The organism is Novosphingobium sp. EMRT-2 (assembly GCF_005145025.1).
Lineage (GTDB): Bacteria > Pseudomonadota > Alphaproteobacteria > Sphingomonadales > Sphingomonadaceae > Novosphingobium.
This window is the reverse complement of the sequence record NZ_CP039695.1, coordinates 3,079,587-3,091,620: the sequence shown is the minus strand read 5'-3', so window position 1 is coordinate 3,091,620 and position 12,034 is coordinate 3,079,587. Positions and strand designations below refer to the sequence as shown.

The window sequence follows — 12,034 nt, the reverse complement described above, 5'->3', positions numbered from 1 at the left end:
TGGCACAGTTGGATTCGTCGAATAAAGGTTAAATAGACCTTTTCCACAGGATGAGCGGCCGAATGGTCCGCAAAATCCGCTATTCAGCCGCGCAGCGGTGGATAACTTGCCATGATCGGGCGCGGCCATCAGAAGTATTCCCGCAACGCCCGATAGACCCGCGTGACGAGTCCCAGGCCGGAATAGCGCGTGCTGGGCTGGTAGGCCGGGCCGATCGCGCGGATGTCCACCGGATCGGCGGCGGCATAGAGCACCAGCCCGACGAGCGTGGAGGAGCTGGGCGTGGCGAGGCCCGGCGGCAGGCCGATCATCGTCGGCGGCGCGCCGATCCGCACCGGGCGGCCCAGTGCGGACTGCGCGTAATCGGCCAGGCCCGGCAGTTGCGCGCCCCCGCCCGTGAGCACGACCTGCTGGCCGCGCTGGCCCGTGAAACCCATCGCTTTCAGCGCCTTGCCCACCTCTTCTGTGAAGTGGCCGAGCTGCTGGGTGATCACCGAGATCAGTTCGGCGCGCGGGATGCGGTTCTTGTCATCGGCGTGGCGCGCCAGCGGCCCCGCGCCTTCGGGATCGCCCGGCGCGTTGACCGGGATCATCTCGCGGTGATCGGCCGGGCTGGCGATGGCCGAGCCGGACATGCACTTGAGCCGCTCGGCCTGGTAACGGCGGATACCGAAGGCCGAGGCAACGGCGTCGGTGATGTCGCCCGAACCGAACGGGATGACCTGCATCCCCAGCAGCATGCCGGCGGCATAGACCGAAACGGTCGTCACTTCCGCGCCGAATTCCACCAGCGCGACGCCCAGTTCGCGCTCTTCCGGCGTCAGGCAGGCATGACCCGCTGCAACCGGCGAACCGACCACGGCCTCGACCTCCAGATGCGCGTTCTGCACGGTCTCGGTCAGGTTCCGGATGGGCGCGCCATCGGCCAGCATGACGTGGATATCCACCGCCAGCCGTTCGGCATGAAGCCCCTTGGGGTTGGGCACGCCATGCGCGCCATCGAGCGTGTAGTGCGCGGGCTGCGCGTGGAGCACCATGCGGCCATCGGGCTGGATCACCTCGCGCCCGGCAACGAGCAGATGCTCGATATCGTCCTGTTCGATGCGGCGGCCGCCGATGTCCACCTCGACCCGGGCGGTAGTGCTGACCAGCCCCGCGCCGGAGCAGCCGATCCACACCTTCTGCACGCCGGTGTTGGCCATCTTCTCGGCCCGTTCGATCGCGTCGCGCACCGAATGGGTGGCGGCCTGCATGTCGGTCACATAGCCGCGCTTGATCCCCTGCGCGGCGCGGTGGCCCGATCCGAGCACGATCATCTCGCCCGTTTCCGATAGCCCGGCGATCATCGCCGAGACGCGGAACGAGCCGATGTTGACCGCAGCGAAAAGCCTGGTGATGCGCGGAGCCGCCACGGCCTACTGATCCTTCTCCGCCGCCTTCGCCCGGGCGAGTTGCGCCGCCTTCTTCGCGGCGGCCTTGGCCTCGGCGGCGGCGCGCTGATCGGCCGCCACTTCGTCGGCATGGCCGGGCACGCGCAGGTACATGCGATCGGACGCACGCATGTCGAAGCTTGCCACCTTGCCGCCGAGCAGGCGGTTCACCCCGTCCATCCGCGCGAAGCCGAGCAGTGCGCTTGCGGACTGGTCATCGCCTTCGGGCAGCGCCAGCACCTGCCCAGTCTTGAACATGATGTTCCAGCGGCGGTTGCCGATCCATTCGGCTTCGGCGACCTGCGGCTTCAGCGCCGGCGCGACATCGAGCAGGCGCCCGAGATCCTGCACCTTTTCACCCGCGCCTTCGCCTTCCAACACCAGCATGCCCTTGGCGCGCGCGGCCGAAACCGGTTCGAGCTCGTGCCCGGTATCATCGATCAGCACCAGCTTGCCGCCCTTGCGCAGCACCGCGTGGGGCGATCGTTCGACAATGTCCACCACCAGCGTATCGGGCAACTGGCGCGAAACGCGCGCGTCCTTGACCCACGAAAGCTGCATCAGATCACCACGCAACCCGTCGATATCGAGCCGGGGCATCGACTGATCGCGCTGGCCCAGCACCTTTTCGTAGATCTTCAGCTCGTTCATGCGGTTGACGCCGCGCACTTCGACGCGCTTGACCTCGAACCCGGCGCCCGAAGCGACCTGCGCCAGCTTTTCCTGCGCCAGCATCGGCACGCCGGCCATGCTGGCGACCATCCACACGAGCATCGCCGCCACGCCGAGGATCACCGCCAGCACGATCCGGTGCAGCGTCTCCTCGCTGAACGGCAGCCACTGCATCACGCCATCGATGACGTTGCCGGTCTGCTTCTTGGCGGTGGCCACCTTGCGCTGCGCGCCCTTGGCCGCCGCCGCGCGCCGCACGCCCTTGCCGCTCCGCCGGATCGTCTGCGCCATGGTTCAGCCCTTCCCCTGCGCGGCAACAAGGCCCTGCGTGGCGGTCAGGCCCAGCGCGTCGGCCACGATCGCCTCGACCAGATCGGCATAGCTCATGCCCACGTGCCGCGCCTGTTCGGGCACGAGGCTGAGCGGGGTCATCCCCGGCTGGGTGTTCACTTCCAGCAAGAACAGGCCCGACAGGCCAGGCTGTTCATCGTCCCAGCGGAAATCGGACCGGCTGGTGCCCTTGCAGCCGAGCAGCACGTGCGCGCGCAACGCCATGTCCTTGCAAGCCTCGGTGATCTCGGCCGGAATCTCGGCCGGGCAGATGTGGTCCGTCATCCCTTCGGTGTACTTGGCGTCGAAATCGTAGAAGCCCGACTTGGGTCGCAGCTCGGTGACGCCCAGCGCCCACGGGCCATCGGCGCCGGCGATGACCGCCGTGGTCAGCTCCCGGCCGCGGATATAGGGTTCGGCCAGGAGTTCGTCGAACTCCTGCCACGGCCCCTTGGCCTCCGCGCTGATCGGGTTGCCATAGTTCCCCTCGGCGGTGACGATGGCGACGCCGACCGACGAGCCTTCGTTGACGGGCTTGAGGACATAGGGGCGCGGTAGCGGATCGGCGCGGTGGAGATCGGGGGTGCGGACCATCGTGCCCTGCGGCATGGCGATGCCGTGCGGCACCAGCGCCTGCTTGGTCAGTTCCTTGTCGATCGCGATGACCGAAGTGACCATGCCCGAATGGGTATAGGGAAGGCCCATCAGATCGAGCATCCCCTGCACCGCGCCGTCTTCCCCCGGCACCCCATGCAACGCATTGAACACGATATCGGGCTTCGCTTCGGCCAGGCGCAGCGCCACCGCGCGGTCCATGTCGATCCGCGTGACCGTGTGGCCGCGCTCTTCCAGCGCCCTGGCGACGCCTTCGCCGGACATCAGCGAAACCGGCCGCTCGTTCGACCAGCCGCCCATCAGGACCGCGACGTGGAGTTTGGGCAATGACACTTCAACAGTCTCCGTTCGTGTCGAGATACAAACCGGTCACGGCTTGCCCACCCGCTGGATTTCCCATTGCAACTCCACGCCCGACTGTTCCTTCACCCGGCGTCGCACTTCCTCGCCCAGCGCCTCGATGTCGGCGCTGGAGGCGGTGCCGGTGTTGATGAGGAAGTTGGTGTGCTTTTCGCTGACCTGCGCCCCGCCCACGGTAAGACCCCGGCAGCCGGCACGGTCAACCAGTTCCCACGCCTTTGCCCCATCGGGGTTTTTGAACGTGCTACCGCCGGTCTTGCTGCGCAGCGGCTGGCTGGCTTCGCGCGCGGCGGAAATGCGGTCCATCTCGGCCTGGATCGCGGCTGGATCGCCCGGCCGGCCCCGGAACCGCGCGCCGATCACGATCGCGCCTTCGGGCAGTTCGGAATGGCGATAGGTATAACCCAGGTCCGCGACCGGCAGCGTGACGCGTTCGCCCGAGCGCAGGACCACGTCGCAATCGACCATCACGTCCTTGACCTCGGAGCCGTAAGCACCGCCGTTCATCCGGCAAAAGCCGCCGACGGTGCCGGGGATCGAGCGCAGGAATTCCAGCCCCGCGATGCCGGCATCGCGCGCGGTGGAGGAGACGAGAATGCCCGACGCGCCGCCCCCGCAATCCAGCGTGACGGCATCCACCCGCGCCACTTTCGCGAACGCCTTGCCCAGCCGCACCACCACGCCCGGAACGCCACCATCGCGCACGATCAGGTTGGACCCCAGCCCCAGCGCCATGACCGGCACGGCGGGATCGAGATCGCGCAGGAACGCACACAGGTCATCCGTATCCTTCGGCTCGAACAGCCACTGCGCCGCGCCGCCGGACTTGAACCAGACCAGCGGGGCGAGCGGGGCGTTGGGGGTCAGCCTGCCCCTTACCCCAAAGGATGGTGCGGAGTTGGTCACGCCGCCGCCCCCTGCGCGCTGACGGCATCCGCCAGGCCCGCCGCCCACTTGGTGATGTCGCCCGCGCCCAGGCAGACGATCATGTCGCCGGGCTGGACCAGCGGTGCGAGTTCCTGCGCCAGCGCGTCGGCCCCGGCGATCAGATGCGCCGAGCGATGGCCCCGCGCCTTGACGCCTTCGACCAGTGCGGCCGCGTCCACGCCCTCGATCGGCGCTTCGCCGGCGGGATAGACCGGCGCGACATAGACCACGTCGGCATCGTTGAACGCGCCCTGGAAGTCTTCCATATGATCGCGCAGGCGGGTGAAGCGGTGCGGCTGCACCACGGCGATGACGCGGTTCTGCACGCCTTCGCGCGCGGCGGCGAGCACGGCGCGGATTTCGACCGGGTGATGGCCGTAATCGTCGATGACCACGGCCGAACCACCGTCCACCGCGATCTCGCCCACCTTGGTAAAGCGGCGCTTGACCCCGCCGAACTTGCCGAAGCCGGCGCGGATGAGGTCATCCGACACGCCCATTTCCACGGCGACGGCCACGGCGGCCAGCGCATTCTGGATGTTGTGGCGGCCGGGCATGGGCAGTTCGATGCCCTCGATGCGGCGGAACGAACCGTCGCGCTGGCGCAGCACGGCGGTGAAGCGGTTGCCGCCGGGGATCGGCGTCACGCCCTCGCCCCGCACGTCGGCCTGCGCGGAAAAGCCATAGGTGATGACGCGGCGGTCGCGCACCTTGGGGATGATCGCCTGCACTTCCGGATGATCGATGCACAGCATCGCCGCGCCGTAGAACGGCACGTTCTCGATGAACTCGACGAAGGCCGATTTCACCCGGTCGAAGCTGCCGTAGTGATCGAGGTGTTCGGGATCGATGTTGGTGACGATCGCCAGCGTGCCGTCAAGCCGCAGGAACGAACCATCGCTTTCGTCGGCTTCCACCACCATCCAGTCCGACGCACCAAGGCGGGCGTTCGAGCCATAGGAATTGATGATGCCGCCGTTGATGACCGTGGGATCGACCCCGCCCGCATCGAGGAGCGCCGCGACCATCGATGTGGTAGTGGTCTTGCCGTGGGTGCCGGCCACCGCCACGGTGTTCTTGAGCCGCATCAGTTCCGCCAGCATTTCCGCGCGGCGCACCACCGGCACGCGCGCTTCGAGGGCGGCGACGACTTCGGGATTTTCGCGCCGGACGGCGGTGGAAGTAACGACCACGGCGGCGCCTTCGACATTCTCCGCCTTGTGGCCGATCATCACCGCGATGCCACGCTGGCGCAGGCCTTCGACGACATAGCTTTCGGCGATGTCCGAACCCTGCACCGAATAGCCCATGTTGTGCATGACTTCGGCAATGCCGGACATGCCGATCCCGCCGATGCCGACGAAATGGATCGTGCCGATATCTGTGCCGACACCCTTCATGCGCGGACTCCGGTGTCGCGCGGCACGCTTGCGCCCAGCGCGACCTGTTCCGAAGTCGCTGTCTTGCCGCCTTCCATCCGGATCACGTCCTGAAGCGGCACCGCACCGAAGCTTTCGACCAGATCTGCCAGGTCGGTGACGGCGTTGGGCAGGCCGCAGTTCCAGGCGGCATGCGCGGCGTTGGCGAGGGATTGGGGATGAAGCGCCATGGTCTGAATCTGCTTGGCCAGTTCCTTGGGCGTGAAGCCGGTCTGCCGGATCGCGCGCGCGCCGCCGGCGGCGACGATCTCGCGCGTGTTGGCGGCTTGGTGATCGTCGGTCGCGATCGGCAGGGGCACGAGAATGGCGGGGCGGCCAACGGCGGTGAGTTCGGCGATGGTCGAGGCGCCGGCGCGGCCGATGAACAAGTGCGCTTCGGCGAGGCGGCCGGCCATGTCCTCGAAATAGGTGCCGAGTTCGGCCGGGATCTGGTGCGCGGCATAGCGCGCGCGGACGGCCTCCAGGTCTTCCGCGCGGCACTGTTGCGTGACCTGCAGGCGATGGCGCAGGCTGGGCGGCAGCATGGCGAGACCATCAGGTACGACTTCGGACAGCACCGAGGCGCCCTGACTGCCGCCAGTGACGAGCACGCGGAACAGACCTTCCTCGGTGAATTCGGGGAACGGTTCGCTGCGCAGCGCCAGCACTTCGGGACGGACGGGATTGCCGACGAGATGGACCTTGCCCCACAGCTTGGGATCGAGCCGGTCGACCTCGTGATAGGACGTGGCGATGGCGTTGACGCGCTTCGCCAGCATCCGGTTGACACGGCCGAGCACCGCGTTCTGTTCGTGGATCACCGTGGGAATACCGGCGGACTGCGCGGCGATCAGCGCCGGAAACGCGGGATAGCCGCCGAAACCGATCACGCAGGACGGCTCGAAACTTTCGAACAGACGCAACGCCATGGCGCGGCCCGCCCAGATCGCGCGCAGGCCCTTCAGCAGCGTAAGCGGGTTCTTGCCCAGCCGGCCCGCCGGCAAGACATGCGCGGGCATGAACGCGGGCTTGCCCGGTATCTTCGCGCCGCGATCGTCCGTGACGAGCGCGACGTGATGGCCGCGCCGTTCCAGCTCCAGCGCAAGCGCGAAGGCGGGCAACAGGTGCCCGCCCGTACCGCCCGCGGCGAGGACATAATGCCGTGATACCGCGCTCATTTTCGCGGGAACTCCCCGATCGTGAATGACTCGCGCGTCAGATAGGGATTCCGGCGGGTAATGGCGAGCAGGAAGCCGACCCCGAGCAACAGGGCGATGGTGGACGAACCGCCATAGCTGATGAGCGGCAGCGTCATGCCCTTGGACGGGAACAGTTGCAGGTTGACGAGGATGTTGATGAACGCCTGCCCGACAAGCTGCGCGGTCAGCCCGGCGGCGGCCAGCACGGTGAACAGGTCTTCCTCTTCCACCAGCCGCATCAGCACGCGCACGGCAACCGCGCAGTAGAGCATCACGATCACCGCACAGGCGATCAGGCCGAATTCCTCGCCTATCACCGAAAAGATGTAGTCGGTATGCGCCTCGGGCAGCGCGTTCTTGCGCGCGCCCAGCCACAGCCCGGCCCCGCTCCACCCGCCGGCAACGAGCGTGCGCATGGCAAGGTCAACCTGGTCGAACTCGCTGCCGCCGTTGAGGAAATTGTCGATGCGGTGGGTGGCGTTGGGGTAGAACAGGTAGGCGGCGATCACCAGCATGACGGCCCCGCCGGCAACCCACAGCAACCGCGCGATCGGCAGGCCCGAGAGCAGCACCAGCACGAACCACACCCCGCAGAACAGCACGGTCGAGCCGAAATCGGGCTGGAGCATGAGCAGCCCGCCAATGGTGCAGAGCAGGGCCAGCGAGATGGTGATGACCGGCAGGTTGGGATCGCGCACGCGCCACGAGAGAATCCATGCGACGGTGATCGCGAAAGCCGGTTTCAGGAATTCCGAAGGCTGGAGGCTGAAGCCGATCCAAAGCCAGCGCCTGGCGCCCTTCACCTCGCCGCCGACCAGTGGAACCAGCACGAGCGCCAGCACCATCGCCCCGCACAGCATGATCGCCAACCGCCGCGCCGATTCACGGGGCAGCAGCGAGGCGATGAACATCACGGTCAGCCCCACCGCCAGCCAACGCAGGTGGATCCAGAAGAAATAGAGGTCGCCCAGCGACTTCTGCGCGGTGGACAGGCGGTGCGCGCTGGCCGGCGAGGCGGCGGCCACGGCCACCGCGCCCACGGTAAGCAGGGTAAGGATCAGGCCGAGCAGCACCCGGTCGATCTCGCGCCACCAGATCAGCAGTTCGCTGCGCCGGGTGCGGCGGAAACGGTGCGCCGCGCCGACGAGGCGGACCCCGCCTTCGCGCGTGGTGGTGGTGACGAGGCGCGTGGGAGAGGTGTTCATCGCCGGCCGTTCACCCTTCCCCCGGCGCGCCGGTCAGCGCTTCCACGATCTGGCGGAAGGCATCGCCGCGCGCTTCGAAATCGCGGAACTGGTCGAAGCTGGCGCAAGCCGGCGAGAGCATGACGACATCGCCCGGCCGCGCGGCGGCGATCGCCTGGCTGACCGCGTCGCACAGCATCTCGCTGCGGTTGACGGGCATCACCGGTTCGAGAATCTCGGCGAAGCGCGGTCCCGCCTCGCCAATCGTGTAAGCTGCGACGACGTGATCGAAGAACGGCGCGCATTCGTCGAGATCGTCGCCCTTGGGCAGCCCGCCGACGATCCAGTGGATGCGCGGGAACGCGGCCAGCGCCGGCGCGGTCGAGGCCGGGTTGGTGGCCTTGCTGTCGTTGATGAACAGCACCCCACCCGCTTCGGCCACGCGTTCCATGCGGTGCGGCAAGCCCTTGAACGATTGCAGCGCCGGCCGCCACTGGCTTTCGGACAGGCCGAGCAGGCGCGCGATTTCCACGGCGATGGCCGCGTTTTGGAGGTTGTGCGGGCCTTGCAGCGAGGGCCAGTCCGCCTGCCCCGCCAGCGCCGCTGGATCAACGACATGGACGAAGCCCGCGCTCCGGCCCTCCGCGACATCCCCGGCGATGCGCAGGGTGTGCGGATCGCCGCAGCCGAACACCGCGTGCTGGTCGGGCCGCTGCATGGCGAACAGCCGCGCCTTGGAGGCGGCATAGCCGGCAAAGCCATCGTAGCGGTCGAGGTGATCGGGGCTGAGATTGATCAGCGCGGCGACGTCCGCCGCGAGGCCATAGGTCAGGTCGATCTGATAGCTCGACAGCTCGAGCACATAGACGCCCCCGGCCGGCAGCGGCTCCTGCCCCAGCACGGGCAGGCCGATGTTGCCGCCCATGCGCACCGGCAGCGCCGCGCTCTTGCACAAGTGGTGCACCAGCGCGGTGGTGGTGGACTTGCCGTTGGTGCCGGTGATGGCCACGACGCGGTGCGCGGGCAGATCGCCGCGCGCCTGCGCGAAGAGTTCGATATCGCCGATCACGGGCACCCCGGCGGCGCGGGCATAGTCCGCGATGGGGTGGCGGTTGAGCGGCACGCCGGGCGAGACGACCACGCCATCGAACCCGGCAAGATCGATCGTCAGCGGATCGGCGATCGTCGCCCGGCCTTCCAGCGTGGCGCGGGCTTCCTCACGGTTGTCCCACGCCGTCACCTGCGCGCCGCTGGCCAGCAGCGTTTCCACGCTGGTCAGCCCCGACCGGGCGAGGCCGAGGACCGCGTAGCGCTTTCCGGCAAAGGCGGAGGAGACGATCATGCCCGGATCATCGCACCTTCAGCGTGGCGAGGCCGAGCAGCGCCAGCACGATCGAGACGATCCAGAAGCGGATCACGACGGTGGATTCCTTCCAGCCGAGCTGTTCGAAATGGTGGTGGATCGGCGCCATGCGGAACACGCGCTTGCCGGTACGCTTATAGACCGAGACCTGAATGATGACCGAGACGGCCTCCATCACGAACAGGCCGCCGACGATCGCCAGCACGATCTCGTGATGCGCGGACACCGCGATCACGCCCAGCGTGCCGCCCAGCGCAAGGCTGCCGGTATCGCCCATGAACACCGCGGCAGGCGGGGCGTTGAACCACAGGAAGGCAAGGCACGCGCCCATCACCGCCGCGCAGTAGATCGCCAGTTCGCCCGCGCCGGGAACGTGCGGAATGCCCAGGTAATGCGCATAGTCCACGCGGCCGGCGAGGTAGGCGATGATCGCGAACGTGCCCGCCGCGATCACCACCGGCATCGTCGCCAGCCCGTCCAGCCCGTCGGTCAGGTTCACGGCATTGCCCGCGCCGACGATGACGAAGGCGGCGAAGACGTAATAGAACGGCCCCAGCGGAATATAGAGGTTGCTGAACACCGGCACGTAGAGGTTGGTTTCCCCCACCACCAGCCAGGCGGCAACGCCCGCGACGACGAATTCGCCAAGCAGGCGAACCTTGGCCGGCACGCCCTTGTGCGCGTACTTGGTGACCTTGTCGTAATCGTCGAGGAAGCCGATCAGACCGAAGCCGAGCGTGACGACCAGGCAGGCCCAGACATAGCGGCTGGTCACGTCCATCCACAGCAGCAGGCCCAGCGTGAGCGCGATAACGATCATCAGCCCGCCCATGGTGGGCGTGCCGCGCTTGGCGAGGTGGCTTTGCGGCCCGTCCTCGCGGATAGGCTGGCCCTTGCCCTGCCGCACGCGCAGCATGTTGATGAAGCGCGGGCCGATCAACAGGCCCACGAACAGCGCGGTCAGCAGCGAGGCGCCGGCGCGGAAGCTCTGGTAACGGAAAAGATTGGTCAGGCCTTCATAGTGAAGCCAGTGCGCCAGCAGATAGAGCATTCAGTTTTCCCTGGCCGTGAGCGCGCGGACAAGCACTCCCAATCCGACCGAATTCGAACCCTTCACGAGCATGGCGTCGCCACCCTCGACCCCTTCGGAAGCAAGGCGTTCAGCCGCTTCCGCCGTCGTTTCCACATGAGCCATCTCGATTCGCCGGGCAAGCGGCGCGGCGGCGCTTTTCCCCAGCGCCTCGGCCAATGGCGCCATTTCGGCACCGACCAGAATCACCCGATCGACACCCGCCTCGATCAGCGGCACGGCCAGTTCGCGGTGATAGCGCGCCTCGTCGGCGCCCAGTTCCTTCATCGCCCCCAGCACGGCGATCCGCCGGCGCGCGGGCGTGGCCCCCAGTTGCAGGATCGTGGCGCGCATCGAAGCAGGGTTGGCGTTGTAGCTTTCGTCGATCAGCAGCGCCTCGCCCGAACCGTCGCCGCGCGGCGCGGGAATGCGATGGCGCGCGCCGCGCCCGGCCAGCCCTTCCATCTCCGCCAGCGCCAGCCCGGCCGCGCCAAGATCGCCACCGACCGCCTCGACCGCCGCCATCACCGCCAGCGAATTGGCGACCCAGTGCGCGCCCGGCATGGCGATGGTGTAGCACAGCTTGCGCGTGCCGAGATCGACCGTCACGAGCGTGCCGCCACTCCCATCATTCAGGGCCGGCGCGGGAACCGCATCGATCAGCCGGACCTGCGCCTCGCGCGACACACCGAAGCCGAGCACGCGCGCGGCGTGGCGCTCCGCCTTGGCGCGCAGCCGGGTATAGTGCGGGCTGTCCGCCGGGATGATCGCGGTGCCGCCCGGTTCCAGCCCTTCGAAAATCTCGCCCTTGGCGTCGGCGATCGCCTCCTCGCCGGAGAAATGGCCGATGTGCGCCGGGGCGATGGTGGTGACGATGGCGACATGGGGGCGGACCAGCCGGGTCAGCGCGGACAGCTCGCCCGCGTGGTTCATGCCCATCTCGAACACGCCGAAGCGCGTGCGCGCCGGCATCCGCGCCAGGCTGAGCGGCACGCCGACATGGTTGTTGTAGCTCTTGACCGAACGGTGCGCCCGGCCCCGGCTGCCGCGATCGAGCGCCGCATAGAGCGCTTCCTTGACCCCGGTCTTGCCCGCCGAGCCGGTGACGCCGATGATCCCGGCGTCCACCCGCGCGCGCGCCGCGCGGCCGAGGTCTTCCAGCGCGTGAAAGGTATCGGCAACGCGAACGTGCGGCCAGGGCACCTCCCGGTCGACCACGGCGGCCTGCGCGCCACGTCCGAACGCGCCTTCGAGAAAGCGGTGCCCGTCCGCGGTTTCGCCCTTCAGCGCAAAGAACAGATCGCCTTCGGCCACGGCGCGGCTGTCGATCTCGACCCCGGAGACGCTGAAATCGCCCGACGCGGTGCCCCCGGTGGCGGCGGCGATGTCGCGCGCGGTCCACAGGGCGAGGCCAAGTTCATCGCCGGCTTCGACCGGCCAGCTCAGCATGGCGGGGTGGGCGTTCAT

Annotated in this window: 10 protein-coding genes; all 10 read right to left on the bottom strand. The window is 68.0% G+C overall.

The window, feature by feature from the left end:
* Positions 1 to 128: 128 nt before the first annotated feature.
* From ftsA to murF, 10 genes are read right to left on the bottom strand one after another with little or no spacing between them, the layout of a single operon-like run.
* The gene (gene ftsA / locus FA702_RS15125; RefSeq protein ID WP_136956791.1) at positions 129 to 1,412 is read right to left on the bottom strand and encodes a cell division protein FtsA; all 1,284 of its coding nucleotides are present in this window, start codon (positions 1,410 to 1,412) and stop codon (positions 129 to 131) included.
* 3 nt (positions 1,413 to 1,415) lie between these two features.
* Positions 1,416 to 2,393, bottom strand: a complete 978-nt coding sequence (locus FA702_RS15120; RefSeq protein ID WP_136956790.1) for a cell division protein FtsQ/DivIB — start codon at positions 2,391 to 2,393, stop codon at positions 1,416 to 1,418.
* A 3-nt stretch (positions 2,394 to 2,396) separates the two neighbouring features.
* Positions 2,397 to 3,380: a D-alanine--D-alanine ligase gene (locus FA702_RS15115; protein WP_136956789.1), complete on the bottom strand. Its 984-nt coding sequence runs from the start codon at positions 3,378 to 3,380 to the stop codon at positions 2,397 to 2,399.
* A 36-nt stretch (positions 3,381 to 3,416) separates the two neighbouring features.
* On the bottom strand, positions 3,417 to 4,313 hold the full coding sequence (gene murB, locus FA702_RS15110) for a UDP-N-acetylmuramate dehydrogenase (protein ID WP_136956788.1): 897 nt from the start codon (positions 4,311 to 4,313) through the stop codon (positions 3,417 to 3,419).
* Positions 4,310 to 5,734 carry a UDP-N-acetylmuramate--L-alanine ligase gene (murC, locus tag FA702_RS15105; RefSeq protein WP_136956787.1) on the bottom strand — a complete coding sequence of 475 codons (1,425 nt, stop codon included), beginning with the start codon at positions 5,732 to 5,734 and terminating at the stop codon, positions 4,310 to 4,312. The genes murB and murC overlap by 4 nt, the downstream gene beginning before the upstream one ends.
* The gene (gene murG, locus FA702_RS15100) at positions 5,731 to 6,930 is read right to left on the bottom strand and encodes an undecaprenyldiphospho-muramoylpentapeptide beta-N-acetylglucosaminyltransferase (protein WP_136956786.1); all 1,200 of its coding nucleotides are present in this window, start codon (positions 6,928 to 6,930) and stop codon (positions 5,731 to 5,733) included. Before murG ends, murC begins: the two co-directional genes overlap by 4 nt.
* Positions 6,927 to 8,156, bottom strand: a complete 1,230-nt coding sequence (locus FA702_RS15095; RefSeq protein ID WP_136956785.1) for an FtsW/RodA/SpoVE family cell cycle protein — start codon at positions 8,154 to 8,156, stop codon at positions 6,927 to 6,929. Before FA702_RS15095 ends, murG begins: the two co-directional genes overlap by 4 nt.
* Positions 8,157 to 8,166: 10 nt before the next feature.
* A complete protein-coding gene (gene murD / locus FA702_RS15090) occupies positions 8,167 to 9,477 on the bottom strand; it encodes a UDP-N-acetylmuramoyl-L-alanine--D-glutamate ligase (RefSeq protein ID WP_136956784.1) in 1,311 nt (436 codons plus the stop codon).
* Between the two features lie 7 nt (positions 9,478 to 9,484).
* Positions 9,485 to 10,549 carry a phospho-N-acetylmuramoyl-pentapeptide-transferase gene (gene mraY / locus FA702_RS15085; RefSeq protein ID WP_124809019.1) on the bottom strand — a complete coding sequence of 355 codons (1,065 nt, stop codon included), beginning with the start codon at positions 10,547 to 10,549 and terminating at the stop codon, positions 9,485 to 9,487.
* Positions 10,550 to 12,034, bottom strand: a complete 1,485-nt coding sequence (gene murF / locus FA702_RS15080; protein WP_136956783.1) for a UDP-N-acetylmuramoyl-tripeptide--D-alanyl-D-alanine ligase — start codon at positions 12,032 to 12,034, stop codon at positions 10,550 to 10,552.

Bases quoted from the DNA above. Each gene is read 5' to 3' on its own strand.
- FA702_RS15120 (WP_136956790.1), bottom strand. From the start codon at position 2,393: ATGGCGCAGACGATCCGGCGGAGCGGCAAGGGCGTGCGGCGCGCGGCG.
- murC (WP_136956787.1), bottom strand. From the start codon at position 5,734: ATGAAGGGTGTCGGCACAGATATCGGCACGATCCATTTCGTCGGCATC.
- murG (WP_136956786.1), bottom strand. From the start codon at position 6,930: ATGAGCGCGGTATCACGGCATTATGTCCTCGCCGCGGGCGGTACGGGC.
- FA702_RS15095 (WP_136956785.1), bottom strand. From the start codon at position 8,156: ATGAACACCTCTCCCACGCGCCTCGTCACCACCACCACGCGCGAAGGC.
- murD (WP_136956784.1), bottom strand. From the start codon at position 9,477: ATGATCGTCTCCTCCGCCTTTGCCGGAAAGCGCTACGCGGTCCTCGGC.
- mraY (WP_124809019.1), bottom strand. From the start codon at position 10,549: ATGCTCTATCTGCTGGCGCACTGGCTTCACTATGAAGGCCTGACCAAT.
- murF (WP_136956783.1), bottom strand. From the start codon at position 12,034: ATGAACGCCCACCCCGCCATGCTGAGCTGGCCGGTCGAAGCCGGCGAT.